Source organism: Burkholderia sp. BCC1208 (genome assembly GCF_902833095.1).
Taxonomy (GTDB): domain Bacteria; phylum Pseudomonadota; class Gammaproteobacteria; order Burkholderiales; family Burkholderiaceae; genus Burkholderia.
The window spans coordinates 339904-358787 of the sequence record NZ_CADFDY010000012.1 but is presented as its reverse complement, the minus strand read 5'-3'; the positions used below and the strand labels follow the sequence as shown (position 1 = coordinate 358787).

Here is an 18884-nt window from a genome sequence, read left to right as displayed (position 1 = left end):
CATGACGCCCGATACTTCCCGTCCTTCCGCGCCGCTGTGGCTGCTCGCGGAGCTCACGTACCGCTGCCCGCTGCACTGCGCCTTCTGCTACAACCCGATCGACTTCGCGACGCACGGCGCGGAACTCGACACCGACGCATGGCGCACGGTCATCAGCGATGCGCGCGCGCTCGGCGCCGCGCAAATCGGCTTCTCGGGCGGCGAGCCGCTGCAGCGCGGCGACCTCGAGATGCTCGTCGCGCATGCGCGCGGGCTCGGCTTCTATACGAACCTGATCACGTCGGGCATCGGGCTGAACGTCGCGCGCATCGAGCGGCTCAAGGCCGCCGGGCTTGACCACATCCAGTTGTCGCTGCAGGATTCGACGCGCGAGCTGAACGATTTCCTGACCAGCACGCGCACGTTCGAACTGAAGCGCGACGTGGCGCGGCTGATCAAGGCGCATGGCTACCCGATGGTGCTCAACTGCGTGCTGCATCGCTACAACCTGCCGCACGTGGGACAGATCATCGAGATGGCGCTCGATCTCGGCGCCGATTACCTGGAGCTCGCGAATACGCAGTACTACGGCTGGGCGATGCTCAATCGCGATCAGCTGATGCCGACCGTCGAGCAGGTGCGCGAGGCCGAGGAAACGGTCAATCGCTATCGCAAGCTGATCGGCGAGCGCTGCAAGATCCTGTTCGTCGTGCCCGACTATTTCGAGCGCCGCCCGAAGGCCTGCATGAACGGCTGGGGCTCGGTGTTCCTCGGCGTCGCACCGGACGGCACCGCGCTGCCGTGTCATGCCGCGCGGTCGCTGCCGGGGCTCGCGCTGCCGAACGTGCGCGACCGGTCGCTGCGGGAAATCTGGTACGACAGCGATGCGTTCAACGCGTTTCGCGGCGAAGACTGGATGAGAGAGCCGTGTCGCACGTGCGACGAGCGTCATACGGATCACGGCGGTTGCCGATGCCAGGCCTACCTGCTGGCCGGCGATCCGAAGGAGGCCGATCCGGTGTGCGCGAAGTCCGCGCATCACGACCAGATCGAACGGGCCGTGCAGTTCGCGCGACGTCGTGCGCCGCGCGACGAACAGCCGCTGGTTTTTCGCAGCAAGGAGAATTCGCTCGCGCAATGCGGCGCGACGTGCGACGGCTGACGGGGCACGGCCGGGACGGCGGCAGCGGCGGCAGCGGCGAGTGAGGCGGTGCGACGCGATGGATATCGGAAGGGTCGATACGCAGTCCTCTTTATATCCTCGGCGCGATTGGAGTGTGAAAGGACGGCCGAACACTGGACGGAGAGCGTGATGCGGACGGCTGTTTTCAGCATGCGACAGACGAGCGGGGCGCGCAGGATCGTCGACGATCGCGCCGGCCCGCGCGGCACGCGCATCGCATTGGCTGCCGCTGCGGCCTGTGTGCTGCACGCGGGCGTATTGATGCTGCTCGCACGCGAACCGGCCGTGCGCAGCGTGCCCGTGCAACGTCAGGTGATGGTGGCGATGCTGATTGCGCCGGCGCCGGCGGTGTCGCCGATGGCGGCTTCCGCGACGCAATCGAAGGCTGCGTCGCGCGCGATGCAGCGCGCGGCGTCCGCATCCCGCTCGCCGGCGAGCGCCAAATCATCGGCGATCAAACCGGCCGCATCCGACCGAACCAGGCCGCCCTCGCACGATGCGTCCGCACCATCCCGGCTCGTGCCATCCGCAGCGGCCGTCGAGCGACGCGACACACCACGCGACGATGCGACACCCGATGCCACGCATACACGAGCCCAATTGCCGGCATCTCCGGCGCCCGCAACGCCGCGTTTCGTCGCGCATCCCGAGTGTGCGCTGACCCCACCCGACTACCCGCCGCAGTCGTTGCGCACCGGCGAGCACGGCACCGCGCTCGTCGAACTGGAAACCGATGCGACAGGCCGGGTGATCGCCGCGCGTGTCGTAGCCGGCAGCGGCTATCCGCGTCTCGATGCAGCGGCGCGCGACGCGGTGCTCGCGAGCCGCTGCGCCACGCATGCGGAGAACGGCGCGACGTCGCCGATACGGGCGCGCGTGCCGATCACGTTCAATCTCGATGAATGACCGGGCATGCCGGCGACATCACCCGTCGTCGGCCTTCGCCTGCAAATCCTTCAGCCCCTGAATCACGACCAGCAGCGCCCGGCCGTGCTCGTCCGAGCCGTCCCACGCGTCGACGATCGCGTCGCGCAACAGGTCGTTGTACCGGCGGCGCGACGGCTCCGTATCGACACCATAGAAACTGCATAGCTTGTTGAATGGCGCGCTGCGGCGCAGCCGGCGCCCGTTCGACAGCCGCAGGCGCGATACGGTTGGCTGGCTGACCCCGGAAAGTCGCGCGATTTCGCTGGACGAGCGTGTATCTGCCATCAGGCGGCGCAACAGGTCTTGAACGGGAAAATCTTGGTCCGGGGCTTCCATGCGATGCATTATACCTATACAGTTACGGCTGTTGAATGGGCTTGCTGTCAGCAGCGAGGCTGTATCCCGAGAAAGTGATGACACTGAAACACCTCCCACCCACGTTCTGCTGGACCAAGATCGGTACCGAGTCCGGCGAGGAACTGCCGACCGTCGTGCTCCGCAAGGAATGGGAGCGCCGGCTCGGGGGCGGGCGTTTTCTGTGGGGAATCAACCAGCCGCTCGGCAGCAGCGCGCAAGTCGCCGCGCATCGCACGGGCTCGCTGCTCGCGCTGTTTTCGCCGGTCGCGTCGCGACCGCGCGCAGGCGAGCGCAAGGACGCGCTGCTGTGGAATGCCTGGGTCGACGCAAGCGGGCAGGTGCGGCCCTTGCCGCCGCATACGTTCATCGCCAGCCGTTCGACGTTGCCGTCGGGCCGGCGCCGCGAGCAGCACTACGCACTCGTGTGCGCGTCGTCCACCGCGCTGACGGTCGGCACGCAGTTGCGCGTGTTTTCCGATCACCTGCGCAGCGTGAGCACCGGCAGGCCGCTGGGCGCCGCGCAGGGAGCGGCCGTGGTCGACTGCATCGGGCGTGCGAAGGAGCAGACGGGCAAGAGCTATCCGCTCGCGCTGTCCGTGGAGCTCGAAGCACCGTATTTCGTGCGGCTTGCGCAGCCGTGCGTGCTGAAGGCACGCGATCTCGCGGAAGTGAACAAGGCCACGCGCGCGGGCGATTTCGATCGTTTCGTCGAGCTGGTCGCGCGCTTGCGCGGCCGCGCGCCGACGGACGCCGTGCGCGGCGTCACGCGCGATCTGTTCGATGTGCCGCCGATCGAAACGGCGGCCGCGTATGTGGCGCCCACGCATGTCGCGCGCATTCGCCATCGGCCGGCGGTCGAGCATCCGCGCGATCTCACCGGCGATCTGTTCGACCTCTCGCCGGGCGAGACAGCCGCGTTCGCCGGGCTGGCCCATCCGCGCGTCGGGCGCGCGTGACGGCGCGCGCGAAGTCGTTCGCGCAAAAATTTGTTGCAATCTCGCCGTAGCGGATCGGCGAGCGCGGAGGGACAATCGGCACGAAGCGCGCGGTGCGGCGGCCGATGCGTCGACAATGCGACGGGTCGTGGTTCACGCCGCCGACATGCGTACCACGCACACTGAGCGTCGGCGTGCTTCACACTGTAATCCCGAGGGAGGAGTGTCGATGTCGACCCACATCTGTTCGCAGGAAGCACGGGCCGCACAACGCTTCGTCGAAGCGACGCGCAACGTGGATCAGGCATTTCGCGCGGTGCGCGGCGAAGGCGACGACGACGGCTCGTCGGCCGAATACGCACGCGCGATGTCGCGTCTCGATCGCGCGCTCGACGAGCTGGCGCGTGCACAGGAGTTCTTCGATCGCATCGTCGGCGCGAGCACCACGCACGACAACTGACGGCTTCGTCGTTTCTCTTTTTCGCGCGTCGAGCGACGCGCGTTCATCTTCTTGCCGGGGGCGCATACCCGGCATGCCGATTCGTCATCCCGTTTCGATTTCCGACGTCAGGCCCTGGCGGCCTTCGGCAGGACAGCCGCTGTGACGGGCAGCTGTGCGTCAGCCCGCGCGCGTCATGCCCGGCGCGGACGGCGCGGCACGAGACGCGTAGCCGCGATGCTGGAACGAGGTCGCGAAAAACCGCATCTGATAGCGGATCGCATTCGCCCAGTAATCCCACGTATGGCCGCCCGGCCGCTCCGCATAGTCGTGCGGCACGCCGAGCGCGACGAGCCGTTCATGCAGCATGCGGTTCGAGCCGACGAACGCATCGCCGCGGCCGCAATCGATCGTCAGGTCGAGACGTGCGCGCACGAACGCCCGCGCGTTTTCGGCGATCACGTTGCGGTTCCAGAACGACGGATGGCGGCCGGGATCGCCGAACACGTGGTCGATGCCCGGCTCGTCCGTGCAGCAGCGCGGATCGACCGCGCCGCTGATGCTGCCGACCGCGCCGAACGTGTCGGGCCGGTCGAGCGCGATGCGCAGTGCGCCGAAGCCGCCCATGCTGAGCCCGGTGATCGCGCGCGCGTGCTGGGCCGCGATCGTGCGGAAATGCAGGTCGACATAGGACACGACTTCATCGCCGATGAAGGTCTCGTAGCGGCTGCCCGAATCGAACGGGCTGTCGATGTACCAGCTTTCATGTCCGCCGTCGGGCATCACGAGGATCACGCGATAGCGGTCGGCCAGCGCGGCGATGCGCGTGTTCGACGTCCAGTCGGTATGGTCGCCGCCCGAGCCGTGCAGCAGATAGACGACGGGGTAGCGTTCGCCGTGGTTGTCGCGCGCGTAATCGTCGGGCAGCACGATGGTGGCCTTCAGCGTCTCGCTCATCGCGGCGCTCGGGATCGCGACGACCCGCGCATGGAAGGCGAAAGCAGGGCTCGTGACGGCGAGCAGCAGAAGTAGCCAGAAGGTACGTGCCAGGCGCATCGATCCTTGCATGTGTCGACCCAGTCCGGCCCGAGGCCGGGAAAACCCTGTTCCGACGACTCTAGCAACCGCGCCTTTCAACCATATTTCGGCGAATCCTACGGGTTGTCAGGTGGACGGCTTGCATACGATGCGCGCGATGGCGGCGCGCAGCGCCTCGGGCCGCTCGGCCGCGATCAGGTGCCCGCACCCGGCGATCGTGTCGAAGCCGGCGCAGTGCGCGAGCGCATGCTCGGGCACGTGCCAGCCCGCGCGCGAGCGTTCGCCGGCGATCAGCCAGACGGGGTGACGCTCGAACACCTGCGCGAGCGCCGGCAGGTAGCCCGCGGCGCCGGTCGTTTCGATCACCGAGCAGCCCATCGCGCGCAGCGTCGATGCCGGCTGATGCGCGAGCCAGCGGCGTGCGTCGTCGAGCTGGCCCGGCGACGGGGCGTCGATCGCGCCGCGCAGCCAGTCGAGCGGGGCCGCGCGCAGGCCGTCGAGCATCGCCTCGGCTTCGCCCGGCGTCATGCGGCCGACCGATGCCGACCAGAACGCATCGTCGAGCGTGAAATTGCCTTCGACGTTGACGATGCGCCGCACGCGTTCGGGGTGCGCGTGCGCGAACAGCATCGCGATCGCGCCGCCGACCGAATGGCCGACGACATCGACCGGCTGCATGCCGAAGTGCGTATCGACGGTTTGCCGCACGTGCTCGACCTGGGCGGCAAGCGAGATCGCGTCGGGCGGCGTGGCGCGATGCGCGCCGTAGCCGAGCAGGTCGAGGTGCAGATGCGGGCCGTTCCATCCGCGCACGTCGAACGTGCCGATGAAACCGTGAATGAAGACGACGGGTGCGGGCGGGATCATGCGGCGTGCACGGAAGGAAGTGGCGGCAATTCGAGTTCGGCGAGCAGTTCGTCGAGTTCGAGCATGTGCGTGCGGTCGTGATCGAGCAGCTCGCGCACGAGTTCGTCGAGCGACATGCGGCGGATGCCGTCGCGCAGCCCGCAGCGTGCGAGTTGCGACGGTTCCAGCGCGGCCGCGGTGGCGCACAGCGCGGCGCGACCGCGGCCGAACGCCGCGACGGCGAGATCGAGCGGCTGCGCGAGATAGTTGCGTTGCGCGGCGAGCGCGGTGCCGTCGACGGACTCGATCACGGGCAGCTCGGCCGTGCGCACGGCGTCGATGCGCGCGGCGAACACCGCATCGAGATCGCGCAGGTGGCACGCATGTTCGACGAGCGAGAAGCCGGTGCCGGCCGGCCGGCGCGTGGCCAGCGCCGCCGGTACATGCGCCGCACAGGCGGCGAGCCGCTCGGGCATGCGAGCCAGCGCGGCGACGACGTCGGCGAACGGCAGGCGGTGCGGGTGCGCGCTGAATACCGCGCCATAGCTGAACAGCGCACCGCCGAGCCGCCCGCGCGCCTGCACGACCTCGTGGCCGTGGCGGCGCATGACGTCGGCGACCATCGCGCCGCAGAACTGGCGGGCCGTCGTGTCGGCTTCGACTTCGGGGAACGTGCGCGCGATCTCGTCCTGGATCGCGCCGACCGCGGCGACGCCGACGCGCGACAGCGCCGCGAACTCGAGATAGCGCTCGGGCTGGTCGATCAGCGCTTCGAGCTGGGCGCCGAGCGCGGTCAAGCGGAAACGGTCGAAACGGGAATGCATGGCGGAGCCCTACCGACTAACGTGACAAAACGATACGTTACTCGGTGGGGCTCCGTCAACCGGCGCGTTCGGGCACCTGCGGGCCGCGGCCGCGCGCCGGTCGTTCAGGGCTTCTGCCGCGCGTCGGCTTCCGCACGCATCCGTGCTTCCTGTTCCTGCAGCTCGGGCGTGAATGCGTCGCCGAAATCCTCAATCTCGTACAACGGACGGATCTCGATGTCGGAGTCGCCGGGCATCGGGTTCGGGCAGCGCTTCACCCATTCGACGGCTTCCTCCATCGATTTCACCTGCCACAGCCAGTAACCGGCGACGAGTTCGTTCGTTTCGGCGAACGGGCCGTCGATGACCGCGCGGTGCTTGCCGGAAAAGTGCACGCGCTTGCCGCGGCTGCTCGGGTGCAGCCCGTCGGCGGCGAGCAGGATGCCGGCTTTCATCAGTTCCTCGTTGAACTGGCCCATCGCGGCCAGCATGTCGGTGTCGGGCAGGCGGCCGGATTCGGAATCGGCGGTGGCTTTGACGATGACCATGACGCGCATTGTCGTATCTCCTTGAACGGGAACAGGGCGCTTGCCGGCGGTGCGACGGCAAAACGATCGGTTACGACAATACGACGCGCGACGGCGACGCTAATCGACATCGCGGGCAAAAAAATTCAGCGGCGCTCGAAACGACGGAGGGCGCCGTAACGGCAACGCGTCATGCCGCGTCGGCCTGCGCATCGAGCACGCCGCGGATCCGGGCGGCGAGTTCGTCGCGCCGGTACGGCTTGCCGAGCAGCATCACGCCGGGGTCGAGCCGCCCCGCGTGGAAGATCTCGTCGCGCGTGTAGCCGGACGTGAACAGCACCGGCAACGGCGGCTTGCGCAGTGCGGCGCGGCGTCCGAGTTCGCTGCCCTTTACGCGGCCCGGCATGATCACGTCGGTAAACAGCAGAGCGATCGGCGTCTCGCTGTCGAGCACGCGCAGCGCGGCTTCGCCGTCGGACGCCGTGATGACCTTGTAGCCGAGCTGAGCCAGCATGTCGACCACCGTCAGCCGGACATCCGCATCGTCCTCGACGACGAGGATCGTTTCGCGGCCGCGCACCGCATCCTGCTGCTGCGTGCGGGCAGGCTCGTCGGCCGCCTCGTGGCAGCGCGGAAACGTGAGGCGCACGGTGGTGCCCTGGCCGGGCGTGCTGTCGATCGACACGTGGCCGCCGCTCTGCTTGACGAAGCCGAACACCATGCTGAGCCCGAGCCCGGTGCCTTCGCCGTCCGGCTTGGTCGTGAAGAACGGTTCGAAGACGCGTTCGAGCACGTCGGCGGTCATGCCGACACCCGTGTCGGCGATCTCGAACGTCACGTATTCGCCGGGCGGCATCGGGGCGCGGCGCGTGCCGGCCGCGGGGCCGGGCTGCGTGCCGTTGTACGCGGCGATCGTCAGCGTGCCGCCGCCGCGCATCGCGTCGCGCGCATTGATCGCGAGGTTCAGCAGGGCGTTTTCGAGCTGGTGCCGGTCGGCCAGCACGTTGCCGACGTCGGGCGACAGCGCGGAGACGATCCGCACCGTCTCGCCGAGCGCATGGTGCAGCATCTCGTTCATGCCGTCGATCAGCCGGCACGGGTTCAGCGTGGTCGGCGCCAGCGGCTGGCGTCGCGCGAACGCGAGCAGGTGCGACGCCAGTTGCGCGCCGCGCCGCACGGCGTTGTTCGCGTTCTCGATCCGCGGCTGCGCGCTCGCATGCGCGCCGAGTTCGACGGAGAGGATCTGCAGATTACCGCTGATCACCTGCAGCACGTTGTTGAAGTCGTGCGCGATGCCGCCGGTCAGGCTGCCGATCGCTTCCATCTTCTGCGCGTGACGCAACTGTTCCTCGATCGCCGCACGCTCGGCGATCGCGTCGGTCACGCGCTGTTCGAGCGTTTCGGTCAGGTCGCGCAACTCGGCATTGGATGCCTGCAGCGCGGCTTCCGCGCGATCGCGGTGGCGCGTGGCGAGCACGCGCTCGGTGGTCTCGACCACGACGGCGAGCACGCCGCCCGGCGCGCCGTCGTCGTCGGGCAGAGGGCTGTAGTGCAGATCCATCCAGACGTCTTCGGGGCGGCCGCTGCGCAGCAGCACGAGGGCCTTGTCGCGATAGGACAGCGTGCCGCCGGCGAGGCAGGTATTCATCACGTTGCGGTTGAAATCGGCGACTTCGGGCCAGCCGAGTTCGACCGGCTGACCGAGCAGATACGGATGGCGGCCGCCGGCGAACCCGGCATACGCGTCGTTGTAGATCATGTAGCCGGGGCGGCCCCACAGCATCACCAGCGGCAGCGGCGAGGCGAGCACGGTGCGGACTGCCGCGACGAGGCTGGCGGACCAGCCGTCGATCGGGCCCAGCCCGGTGGCCGACCAGTCGAATGCGGTAATGCGGCGGGCCATGTCGCCCTGCCAGCCGGGGCAAGCGTGATGCTGCGCGAACAACTCGACATGCATGGAAGCGCTCCGATGAGGACATGCGGCCGCGGGCGGTGCGGCAGGTCGCGTAAGCGGGTTCCATTTTAGAGCAGATCGATTCGCGCGACCGCTGTCACGGAGCGCGTCGGCAAAGCTGGTATGCTGATCCGCGTCACGTGTACGCGGAGGGCGCCATGGCTGCTAAGGAAGTCTCGAAGAAGAAGTACCTGAAAATCCTGAACAAACGCCTGCGTGCGGAGCCGGCGGCTCCGGCCGGCGCGTCGTTCGTGTTTTTCCCGCTGGGTGCGAAGGCCAAGCACGCGACGGGCGTCGTGTCCGGCGACGCGCGCAGCAAGCGCGAACTGGCCGTGATGGCCGCGGTCCAGCGCAAGGTGGCCGAAGAGTTCGTCGTCGCCGACGCCTGACCGGCCGCGGCCGCACCGCTGCCGGATGACCGCCGCCGCGGCTTACGCGGCGGCGGCTTCGCAATGGGCGATCGCACCGGCGAGCACGCGCGGAATGTCGTGCGCGATCGCCGGGCCGTGCATCGGCAGGATGATGTCGAGATCGAGCGCCTGGATCCGGCGCAGCGCGCTCGCCATGTGCGCGAGCGACGGCAGGTAGTCCGCGCGCGAACCGTCGGTCCAGACTAGCAGCGTCCACCGGATGCGAAGCCGGTTGGTTCATGCAACGGGCCGGGCACGGCGCTGAACGCCCACCCGACCCGAAACGGGCTCGAGGCCCTCCCGGCGATCAGGACGCCTCGTCCGCCGCCGCCGCCGGGTACCGTCCGCTGCCGCCCGCGTCGTCGCCTGCCGCCAGTTGCTCCAGCGCGAGCCCCTTCGTCTCGATCCCGAGCGTCCACACGGCGATGGCCGCCGCGACGAACGACAGCGCGCCGAGCGTGAACACGCCGCCCTGGCCGAACACCGGCAACACGACGCCGACCACGTAAGGCCCGATCAGCGAGCCGACGCGGCCGATCGCCGACGCGAAGCCCGAACCCGTCGCGCGTGCGCCGGTGCCGTACAGCTCGGGCGTGTACGTGTACAGCGCCGCCCACATCCCGAACAGGAAGAACTGCATCGCGAGGCCGGTGACGATCAGCAGCGTCGTGCTGCCGCCGTACAGCGCGCTCTGGCCGTATGCGTACGCCATCGCGCCGCCGCCGATCAGCGACGCGATGCAGGTCGGCTTGCGACCCCAGCGTTCGACGAGCCACGCGGCGCACAGGAAGCCCGGCACGCCGCCGAGCGAGATCAGCACCGTGTAGAACACCGATTTCGTGACTTCGAAGCCGGCCTGCTGCAGCAGCGCGCCGAGCCACGACGTGAGGCCGTAGAAGCCGAGCAGCGCGAAGAACCACAGCAGCCACACCATCACCGTGCGGCGGCGGTACACGCCGCTCCAGATCTCGCGCAATGCGCCGCGGCCACGGGCGGCGGCCGGCTCGGCGAGCCGCGACGGCGGCGGCAGCGTCGTGACGCCGGCCGAGCGCATCACCTTTGTCTCGATCGCGTGCATCACCGTGTCGGCTTCCGCGTGCCGGCCCGCATGTTCGAGCCAGCGCGGCGATTCCGGCACGATACGGCGCACGACGAGCACGAACACGGCCGGAATCGCGAGCAGCGCGAACACGGTGCGCCAGCCGAATTGCGGCAGCACGAAATACGCGACGATGCCGGCCGTGATGAAGCCGAGCGGCCAGAAGCCGTCCATCAGCGCGATCAGGCGGCCGCGCTTCTCGGCCGGCACGAATTCGGACAGCAGCGTCTGCGCGACCGGAAACTCCATTCCCATCCCGATGCCGAGCAGCACGCGGTAGACGATCAGCGCGTCGACGCTCTGCGCGGTCGAGCACAGGTACGACGCGGCGCCCCACAGCACCATGCTCCACTGGAATACGGGCCGGCGGCCGAAGCGGTCGGCGAGCAGGCCGGCGACGGCCGCGCCGAGCACCATCCCGAAGAAGCTCGCGCTCGCGACGAGGCCGGCGGCCGCGGTCGACAGCCCGAACTCCTTGCGGATCGAGCCGAGCACGAACGTCATCGTGCCGAGATCGACCGAATCGAAGAAGAACGCGATCGCGATGATGAAGAAGATCCGCTTGTGATAGCCGGAGAACGGCAGGCGTTCGAGCCGGGCGGCGGCGGCGGCGGAGGCGGGAGCGGTGGCGGCGGGCATGGCGTCCTCTGAAATGAAAAAGGGGCCGCGCAGCGCATGCTCCAGGGCCCCGATGCTTCGTATTCAGTAGACGCGACCACAAACTGCCGCATCAGAGGAAAAACGCCGCCTGCTTGCCCAAATGCGTCATCGGCGGGCGGCGCGCGCGACGCCGGCCGGCGTCAATTCTTCAGTTTGTAGCCGGTGCGGAACATCCACGCGACGATCGCGAGCAGGATCACGAGGAACAGCGCGGTCGCGGCGAGGCTGATCCACACGTGCACGTCGGCGATCCCGTAGAACGACCAGCGAAAGCCGCTGATCAGGTAGACGATCGGATTGAACAGCGTGATCACGCGCCACGCGGGCGGCAGCATGTCGACCGAGTAGAAACTGCCGCCGAGGAACGTGAGCGGCGTGATGATCAACAGCGGCACGAGCTGCAGTTTCTCGAAGCTGTCGGCCCAGATGCCGATCACGAAGCCGAACAGGCTGAACGTGATGGCCGTCAGCACGAGGAACAGCACCATCCAGAACGGATGCAGGATGTGCAGCGGCACGAACAGGCCGGCCGTGGCGAGGATGATCACGCCGAGCAGGATCGACTTCGACGCGGCCGCGCCGACGTACGCGATCACGATTTCCCAGTACGACACGGGCGCGGACAGGATCTCGTAGATCGTACCCGTGAAGCGCGGGAAGTAGATGCCGAACGACGCGTTCGAGATGCTCTGCGACAGCAGCGACAGCATCACGAGGCCCGGCACGATGAACGACCCGTAGCCGATGCCGTTCACGTCGCTGATGCGCGAGCCGATCGCCGAGCCGAACACGACGAAATACAGCGACGTCGAGATCACCGGCGCGATGATGCTCTGCATCAGCGTGCGGCGCGTGCGGGCCATTTCTGCGCGGTAGATCGCGCGGATTCCATGCCAGTTCATGCGTCAGGCTCCTTGCACGCCGTTGCGGCGGTTGTCGATCAGGCTGACGAAAATGTCTTCCAGCGAGCTCTGCGTCGTGTGCAGGTCGCGAAAGCCGATGCCGGCCGAGCCGAGCGCATTGATGAGCTTCGCGATGCTCGCGTCGTCGCGCTGCGAGTCGTACGTATAGACGAGCGCGGCGCCGTCTTCCGCGCGCTCGAGCCCGAACGGCGCGAGCGCGGGCGGCACGTCCGCGAGCGGCTGTTCGAGCTGCACGGTGAGCTGTTTCTTGCCGAGCTTGCGCATCAGTTCGCGCTTTTCCTCGACGAGCACGAGCTCGCCGCCGAGGATGATGCCGATCCGGTCGGCCATCTCCTCGGCTTCCTCGATGTAGTGCGTGGTCAGCAGGATCGTCACGCCGCTTTCGCGCAGCGAATCGACGAGCTTCCACATGTCGCGGCGCAGCTCGACGTCGACGCCGGCCGTCGGTTCGTCGAGGAACAGAATGCGCGGCTCGTGCGACAGCGCCTTCGCGATCATCACGCGACGCTTCATGCCGCCCGACAGCGTCATCAGCTTGTTGTCGCGCTTGTCCCACAGCGACAGCGCCTTCAGCGTCTTCTCGATGTACGCGGGATCGGGCGCCTTGCCGAACAGGCCGCGGCTGAACGACACGGTGGCCCAGACGGTTTCGAATGCGTCGGTGGTCAGCTCCTGCGGCACGAGGCCGATCATTTCGCGGGCCGCGCGGTATTGATCGCGGATGTCGTGGCCGCCGACCGTCACGCGGCCTTCGGTCGGCGTGACGATGCCGCAGATCGAGCCGATCAGCGTCGTCTTGCCGGCGCCGTTCGGCCCGAGCAGCGCGAAGATCTCGCCGGGGCGGATGTCGAGGGTCACGTGCTTCAGCGCCTGGAAGCCGGACGCGTAAGTCTTGGAGAGGTCGGAGACGGAAAGGATCGGTTGCATGCTCACGGATGGCACGGTCGCCCGGCGCGACGGCGGGCGCCGCGCGTGCCCGGCGCCGCCGCCGCTGCGAAGCGGCCGGGACCGGGGACGGCATGGCGAACGGGCGTCATGTCGAACGGTATTGTGGTGCGGGATCGCGGGACCGCCATATTAGCAATCGGCAGATCGAAATGCATTCTGGTGGAAAGGCCGGGCAGTGTGGGTGCCGGATTTGCGTGAATTGCCGTGATATCGCTCAATGACCCGGTGCTTTATTTGAGTGACGCGAATAATCCGGCTTGTTTTGCGCGAACCGGGCAGCGGCCGCGTGGCCGCCCGACGGGCCGGCCGACTGTGCTGTCCGCCGGCCGTCGCGCCGTACCGGGACGGCACGCGTGGCGCTCGCGATAATGCGTTCCTTTCACGATGATACGGAGCGGAGCGCATGTCCTTGATCGATTTCAAATCCGTGGCGGACGCGCAGGCTACTGCATGGAAATCCACGATCGTCGGCGAAGTCGGGCCGGCCCGGATCAAGGTGCTGCGCATGGATGCGCAGCCTTACGAAGCGGAAGTGCACGACTACGACGAGGGGCTGCTGGTGCTCGACGGCACGCTGATGCTCGAGGTCGAGGCGGAAACGGTCGTGGTCGGGGCCGGGCAGATGTACCTCGCGCGCGCCGGCACGCGCCACGCGGTGCTGCCCGGCAGCCACGGCACGCTCGCGATCATCGACGTGTAAGGTTGCGGCGCAACATGCGTGGGGGCCGCTGAAGGCCGGCCGGCTTGGCTCCGCGCGGATTGGCGGTCGACGTTCAAACGCGTGTTCCACGGCCCGGGGATTTGTCTGAGCAAATAAAATGAAGGCTGTTTGAAAAACTGTCAAATACCGTGCAAACGCTAGGATCGCGCGGGTTCATTCGTTTGGAACTCTGCATCCATTTACTTGTGGGAATGGTCCGATCATAGTCTCGACAAACGACGCATCACGATAACGAATCAAGCGTACGTATGGAGACCACACCATGAGACGCCTATCCGCGGGGCCAGCGGGACTGCCGTTTTCCGATTTTTCGCTGAATGCAGGCGCGACGCAGGTCGCGTGGCTGCATCGTCACCTCGCCGTGTAGCGGCGAGCCGTAGCGGCAAGCCGTAGCGGCGAGCCACTTTCCGTTTCGATCGTTCCGACGGCGCCGTGCCGCATGACGGCGCCGCGGGAGTGCGCTCGTCTGCCGCCGCGGCGTATGCCGCATGTGCCCGATCGGCATCGCGGCCGTCTTGCGTGCATCGTCATGCGTCGCGCCTTCGTGCGGCGGCGCGATACCAACCGGCGGGCCATGCAGCCTGGCCGGATGAGACTTGTCGTACCTGAAAAGGAGGGGTTGATGATTTGCATTCCTGAATGGCGGAAAGCGATCCTGTCGTGCGCGGTGCTGGCGCTGCCGTTGCTCGTCGCCGGTTGCGGCGGCGGCGACGATCCGGGGCCGATCAACGTGCCGCAGTGCTCGGGCAGCGCATGCGGGCCGAGCGGCGCGGAAACGACGCCGCCGGTGGTGACGAAGCTGTGTCCGGATTCGCTCGACTACACGACAACCTACACCGGCGGTGCGGGTAGCGGCGAATACGTGAAGGTGAAATTCGACACGACGAAGCTTACCTATCAAATGCAGTTCATCGAATCGTCGGTGCCGACCTCGGCGGGGCAAGTCAACAATACGCGCGCGGGCCTGACGATCAGCGGCGCCTTCCATCATCCGACCAATCTTCCGACCGCCGAGCAGAACCGCTGCGCGTTCGTGCTCGACAGCGGCGCGACGAGCGACGGCGCGTATTCGGTGACGATCAAGCGCACCGATCCGCCGATGCTGTTCGTCGGCAACGGGGTTGTCGGCGGCGGGATTCCGGGGGCGACGATTGCGTTCGCCGGCCTCGAGCCGTTCCCGGGCGTCGTGCTCGGCGTGGTGCCGTCGCGTACCTTCGATTTCTATCCGTTCATTGGCTTTACCGACACGGAAACCGACTTCACGAAGGTCGCGGGCAACTACAACGAACTCGGTATCCATCTGTCGCCCGTCGGCGGCAACGCACAGAGCAGCACGGGGGCGGTCGGGTGGCAGCCCGATGTCGTCAACTGGAACCAGACGTTCAATGCCGACGGCTCGTGCACCATCACGGCAGGCAGCGACTACTCGTGCCAGACCACCGGGGCGCCGTGGACGTTGCGCAAGAATGCGGATGGATCGGCCGACAACGTGTTCGTGAGCAACGCGGTGGCGAACCAGTTCGGCACGGTCGTGTATCCGTTCGCGGGGCAGGGCTCGGCGATCGTGATTGCGGCGCCCAGTCAGGCGAAGGGCATCATGATCGTCGGCAAGCTGAACGGCGTGCTGGTCCCGGTCGTGATTCGTGTGGGTTACACGCATATCGATGCGAGTAACCTGCTCGCGTCGGTTGCCGATGCCGAAGTGGGGATCTCGATGCTATCCCGGACCGCCGCCGTCGCGGCAAATTCTCTGAAAGGCGGTTTCATCGGCGCAACGAGCGCATCCGCGTGCGGTGTCGTGGCACCCAGCACCGCGACGTTCGCGATCGCGACTTCGGGCCCGAGCTTCAACAACAACGTGCCGCATCCGGATCTGCCCGGCAGCTTCGACGGCACCTTCTTCCTGGCGCAGGCAGGCAGCTGCAACGACGGCACCGCGGTATCGACGCTCGCCGCGAACTACACGTCGACGCTGTTCCAGGGCAATACCGCGGCATTCATCGACCCACAGACGTCGTCGGTGACCTCGCAGTTTGCGCTCGACTATACGCAGGTCACGCCCGGCAAGATCAAGGTGTCCGCCACGCAGGACTTCAACGCGAAGGGCGCGACCGGCAACGTGGCGATCTTCAGCAAAGGCGACACGGGCTGGCTCGTGACGGCCGGCAACGTCTACGCGATGGTCGTCAACAACAACAAGGTCAACCCGTTCTTCACGGTCGGCGCGTTCGTCCAGTAACCCTGCATTGAACACGTAACACCGGCGGCGCATGCGCTGCCGCCGGCGAATAGAATTTCAAGAGGATTCCTATGAATGTGAAACAGTGGATGGCCGCGGCGTCGCTCGCGCCCGTGCTCGCCGCATGCGGCGGCGACGGCGACCCGCCGCCCGCGCCGGTGGCCCGGCTGTGCCCGCAGACGATCGACTACAACACGGTGTTCATCGGCGGCTCCGGGTCGGGCGAGCTCGTGAAAGTGCAGCTCGACACGACGAAGATGACGTACCGGATGACCTACCTCGCGTCGCCAGTGCCGACCGCCACGGGTACCGTGCAGCCGACCCGCGACACCGTGCCCGCGAACGTGGTCGACGGCACGCTGGCGGACGAAACGGGGCTGCCGACGGTGAAGCTGAACCAGTGCACGTTCCGGATGCAGAACGCGAGCCTCGACCCGAGCCGGCCCGCGCGGCTGTTCCTCGGCGAAGGTGTGCTGGGCGGCGCGATTCCCGGCGCGACGATCCAGTTCGACGGCGTGATCGGCGTCGGCAAGATCCCGAAGACGACGTTCCCGTACTACCCGTTCATCAGCTTCTCGTCGCTGGAAACCGACCTGACGAAAATCGCTGGCACGTACAACCAGCTCGGCTATCACCAGGTGCCGTCGCAGAACTTCCAGCCGGTGGCGCTCGACCAGAAGGTGACGATCAACGCGGACGGCAGCTACGTCGAGACCGACAACTTCGGCAAGAAGAACGGCGGGCAGCCGCTTGCATCGAGCGCAACCGTGAACCAGCCGTTCACGCTGCGCCCGGATGCGCCGGCATTCCAGTCGCTCAACTACCAGCCGCAGATTCCGCCGACGCTCACCGCGCTCGATCCGGCGAAGGCCGGCAAGGGAATCCTGATCGTCGGCAAGCTGCGCAACCAGCTCGTGCCGATCTTCATCCGCACCGGCGCCGCGAACGCGGACCTCACGCAAGGGCCGCCGAGCGCGGACGACGAATCGGGTATTTCGATCCTGAGTCCGCAAGCAGCGATCGCGCAGGGCTCGCAGAACGGCGAGTACACGGGCGTCGACAGCGCGTTCAACTACCGCGCGACCGCGCTGATCGGCGCGCAGGCCACGCTGCTCGATCCGTTCAACGCGTCGCAGGCCGCGCTCGCGCGCGCGCTGAACCTCGACTACACGCAAAAGGTGCCGGGCGTCGTCACGACCGTGCATGCGGATGCGGCGTCGGGGCCGGCGACCGGCAAGTTCGTGTTCACCGGCGGCGTGTTCGGGTTCCTCGACATGGCCGATACGAGCAATCCGTACTTCACGGTCGGTGCGTTCGTGCAGTGACCGCGCGTGGATGGAGACACGGCGGCGCCGCGCGCAGATGCGCGGCGCCCGGACAGAATGAGGGGGAGAGTTCATGAAGAAGCTGATCATCGCGGGTGTCGTCGCAGGCGTGTCGACGCTCGCATCGGCCCAGCAGGCGGGCGACAACGTCGCGACGCTCGGATGGCTGCACATCATGCCGCAGGATTCGACCAACGGGCTGACGACGAATCTCGCAGGCATGCCGATCAACGGGCCGCTGCGCCTGCCCGGGTCGTTCACGTCGCCGGGCACGAGCCTGACGGTCAACAATGCCGACACCGTCGGCCTCACGCTCACGCACTTCTTCACCGACCACATCGCGGTCACGTCGGTGCTCGGGATTCCGCCCGAGTTCACGCTGACGGGCCACGGCGTGATCCGGCCGCCCGGGCCGGCCGGTGCGCTCGGCGACGTCAACATGGACAAGTCGGCGAACCAGCCGGCCGTGAAGAACGCGCGGCAGTGGAGTCCGACGATCATTCTGCAGTACTACTTCAACTCGTCGACCGCGCGGTTTCGCCCGTTCGTCGGGATCGGCGTGGCTTACAGCTGGTTCAGCAACATCGAGCTGAACGGCAACTTCGCGAAGGACATCAACGAGAACCTCGGCAGCGTGCTTGCAGCCGGCGCCGGCAAGCCGGGGGCGACGTCGGTGGAGGGCAAGGCGTCGTCGTCGTTTACGCCGGTCTACAACGTCGGCGCGAGCTACGCGATCAACAAGCACTGGGGGCTGACGGCGACGCTGACGTACATGCCGCTGAAGACCTACTCGTCGCTGGTGATCAAGGCAGCCGACGGGTCGACGCTCGCGACCACGCGCACGCGGCTGAAGGCCGATCCGCTGATCACGTTCGTCGGTATTTCCTACAAGTTCTGAGCCGTCCGGCGCGCATGACGCGCGCCGGCGGTTTTCTGCGACCGGCTGGCCGGGCCATTCCGGCCGGGAGGTCGCGTTCCTGGCGGCGTGCCGCCATTTGTGAAGAGAGGGGGCAGTTCAAATGAGCATTCGCAAAATCGTATCGCTTGTTGCTGCAGTGGCTTTCACCGCGGTTTCGGCCGCGCCTGCTTTCGCAGTCACCGTTTCGCGCGCCGACGGGCAGCCGATGAACCCGAGCGGGGAGCCGTTCTCCGCGACGGGGATCACGGTCCTGGCCAAGGGGTCGATCAACGCGAGTTGTACCGCGACGTTCAACGGCACGATCACCGCGACCGGCATCGTCAACATCACGTCGACGACGTTCGCGGGCGGCGCCACGTGCGGCCTGATCAGCGGTAGCGCGAGCAGCGGGTCGCCGTGGACGGGCCAGGCCGACAGCACGACGCAACTGTCGATCAACAACGCGAAGGTCACCGTTTCGCTGCTCGGCACCTGCGGGCCGAGCAAGGTCGTGACGACGTGGAGCGATCCGAACTCGTCGCTGACGTTCAACAACGCGGTGCTGACGCCGGACTGTACGGTCAGCGGCACGATCGGCACGTCGCCGAAGTTCCACGTGCAGTAAGCGTCGCGGATCGAAGCGGGGCGCCCGCCGTGCGCGAGGGCCGTGCGG

At 67.4% G+C, this 18884-nt stretch carries 20 protein-coding genes; 10 read left to right on the top strand and 10 right to left on the bottom strand.

The features are described 5' to 3' along the window. Position 1 precedes the first annotated feature (1 nt). Both pqqE and HWX09_RS28830 read left to right on the top strand, forming a co-directional pair. Complete coding sequence (gene pqqE / locus HWX09_RS28835) at positions 2 to 1141, top strand: pyrroloquinoline quinone biosynthesis protein PqqE (protein ID WP_027781360.1); 1140 nt, start codon at positions 2 to 4, stop codon at positions 1139 to 1141. Between the two features lie 48 nt (positions 1142 to 1189). Beyond that, positions 1190 to 2068, top strand: coding sequence for an energy transducer TonB (locus HWX09_RS28830; RefSeq protein WP_155257272.1), 879 nt, complete (start codon positions 1190 to 1192; stop codon positions 2066 to 2068). A gap of 18 nt (positions 2069 to 2086) precedes the next feature. Here the strand turns inward: HWX09_RS28830 and HWX09_RS28825 are convergent, their stop codons facing one another. Further along, positions 2087 to 2425 (bottom strand): helix-turn-helix transcriptional regulator, encoded by a 339-nt coding sequence (locus HWX09_RS28825; RefSeq protein WP_012339501.1) that lies wholly within the window; start codon positions 2423 to 2425, stop codon positions 2087 to 2089. 77 nt (positions 2426 to 2502) lie between these two features. Between HWX09_RS28825 and HWX09_RS28820 the strand changes: the two genes are divergently transcribed. Continuing rightward, the gene (locus tag HWX09_RS28820) at positions 2503 to 3402 is read left to right on the top strand and encodes a hypothetical protein (RefSeq protein ID WP_027781358.1); all 900 of its coding nucleotides are present in this window, start codon (positions 2503 to 2505) and stop codon (positions 3400 to 3402) included. Between the two features lie 208 nt (positions 3403 to 3610). Beyond that, complete coding sequence (locus HWX09_RS28815; protein WP_027781357.1) at positions 3611 to 3841, top strand: hypothetical protein; 231 nt, start codon at positions 3611 to 3613, stop codon at positions 3839 to 3841. A 159-nt stretch (positions 3842 to 4000) separates the two neighbouring features. Here the strand turns inward: HWX09_RS28815 and HWX09_RS28810 are convergent, their stop codons facing one another. The 5 genes from HWX09_RS28810 to HWX09_RS28790 all read right to left on the bottom strand — a co-directional run bounded on the left by HWX09_RS28810 (position 4001) and on the right by HWX09_RS28790 (position 8991). Continuing rightward, entirely contained in the window at positions 4001 to 4876 is an 876-nt protein-coding gene (locus HWX09_RS28810) for an alpha/beta hydrolase family protein (protein WP_175888613.1), read from the bottom strand. A 108-nt stretch (positions 4877 to 4984) separates the two neighbouring features. Then, positions 4985 to 5725, bottom strand: coding sequence for an alpha/beta hydrolase (locus tag HWX09_RS28805; RefSeq protein WP_027781355.1), 741 nt, complete (start codon positions 5723 to 5725; stop codon positions 4985 to 4987). Beyond that, positions 5722 to 6528 (bottom strand): DinB family protein, encoded by an 807-nt coding sequence (locus HWX09_RS28800; protein ID WP_027781354.1) that lies wholly within the window; start codon positions 6526 to 6528, stop codon positions 5722 to 5724. The genes HWX09_RS28805 and HWX09_RS28800 overlap by 4 nt, the downstream gene beginning before the upstream one ends. Before the next feature lie 104 nt (positions 6529 to 6632). Continuing rightward, positions 6633 to 7064 carry a YciI family protein gene (locus HWX09_RS28795; RefSeq protein WP_027781353.1) on the bottom strand — a complete coding sequence of 144 codons (432 nt, stop codon included), beginning with the start codon at positions 7062 to 7064 and terminating at the stop codon, positions 6633 to 6635. A gap of 160 nt (positions 7065 to 7224) precedes the next feature. Further along, positions 7225 to 8991 (bottom strand): ATP-binding protein, encoded by a 1767-nt coding sequence (locus HWX09_RS28790; RefSeq protein ID WP_027781352.1) that lies wholly within the window; start codon positions 8989 to 8991, stop codon positions 7225 to 7227. A gap of 155 nt (positions 8992 to 9146) precedes the next feature. On the opposite strand from HWX09_RS28790, the gene HWX09_RS28785 reads away from it, so the two are divergent. Continuing rightward, a complete protein-coding gene (locus tag HWX09_RS28785; RefSeq protein WP_027781351.1) occupies positions 9147 to 9377 on the top strand; it encodes a hypothetical protein in 231 nt (76 codons plus the stop codon). 42 nt (positions 9378 to 9419) lie between these two features. Here the strand turns inward: HWX09_RS28785 and HWX09_RS33915 are convergent, their stop codons facing one another. The 4 genes from HWX09_RS33915 to HWX09_RS28765 all read right to left on the bottom strand — a co-directional run bounded on the left by HWX09_RS33915 (position 9420) and on the right by HWX09_RS28765 (position 13007). Then, positions 9420 to 9554: a hypothetical protein gene (locus HWX09_RS33915; protein ID WP_256980665.1), complete on the bottom strand. Its 135-nt coding sequence runs from the start codon at positions 9552 to 9554 to the stop codon at positions 9420 to 9422. Between the two features lie 151 nt (positions 9555 to 9705). Then, on the bottom strand, positions 9706 to 11136 hold the full coding sequence (locus HWX09_RS28775; protein ID WP_027781350.1) for an MFS transporter: 1431 nt from the start codon (positions 11134 to 11136) through the stop codon (positions 9706 to 9708). Between the two features lie 161 nt (positions 11137 to 11297). Further along, positions 11298 to 12059, bottom strand: coding sequence for an ABC transporter permease (locus HWX09_RS28770; protein WP_027781349.1), 762 nt, complete (start codon positions 12057 to 12059; stop codon positions 11298 to 11300). A 3-nt stretch (positions 12060 to 12062) separates the two neighbouring features. Further along, on the bottom strand, positions 12063 to 13007 hold the full coding sequence (locus tag HWX09_RS28765) for an ABC transporter ATP-binding protein (RefSeq protein WP_027781348.1): 945 nt from the start codon (positions 13005 to 13007) through the stop codon (positions 12063 to 12065). A 424-nt stretch (positions 13008 to 13431) separates the two neighbouring features. Between HWX09_RS28765 and HWX09_RS28760 the strand changes: the two genes are divergently transcribed. From HWX09_RS28760 to HWX09_RS28740, 5 genes are all read left to right on the top strand, one after another. Next, positions 13432 to 13728, top strand: coding sequence for a cupin domain-containing protein (locus HWX09_RS28760; protein ID WP_027781347.1), 297 nt, complete (start codon positions 13432 to 13434; stop codon positions 13726 to 13728). Between the two features lie 643 nt (positions 13729 to 14371). Further along, a complete protein-coding gene (locus HWX09_RS28755; RefSeq protein WP_027781346.1) occupies positions 14372 to 15988 on the top strand; it encodes a DUF2957 domain-containing protein in 1617 nt (538 codons plus the stop codon). Positions 15989 to 16059: 71 nt separating this feature from the next. Then, complete coding sequence (locus tag HWX09_RS28750) at positions 16060 to 17313, top strand: DUF2957 domain-containing protein (protein ID WP_027781345.1); 1254 nt, start codon at positions 16060 to 16062, stop codon at positions 17311 to 17313. A 73-nt stretch (positions 17314 to 17386) separates the two neighbouring features. Continuing rightward, a complete protein-coding gene (locus tag HWX09_RS28745) occupies positions 17387 to 18211 on the top strand; it encodes an OmpW family outer membrane protein (protein WP_027781344.1) in 825 nt (274 codons plus the stop codon). Between the two features lie 121 nt (positions 18212 to 18332). Continuing rightward, the gene (locus tag HWX09_RS28740) at positions 18333 to 18836 is read left to right on the top strand and encodes a hypothetical protein (protein WP_027781343.1); all 504 of its coding nucleotides are present in this window, start codon (positions 18333 to 18335) and stop codon (positions 18834 to 18836) included. Positions 18837 to 18884: the final 48 nt, after the last annotated feature.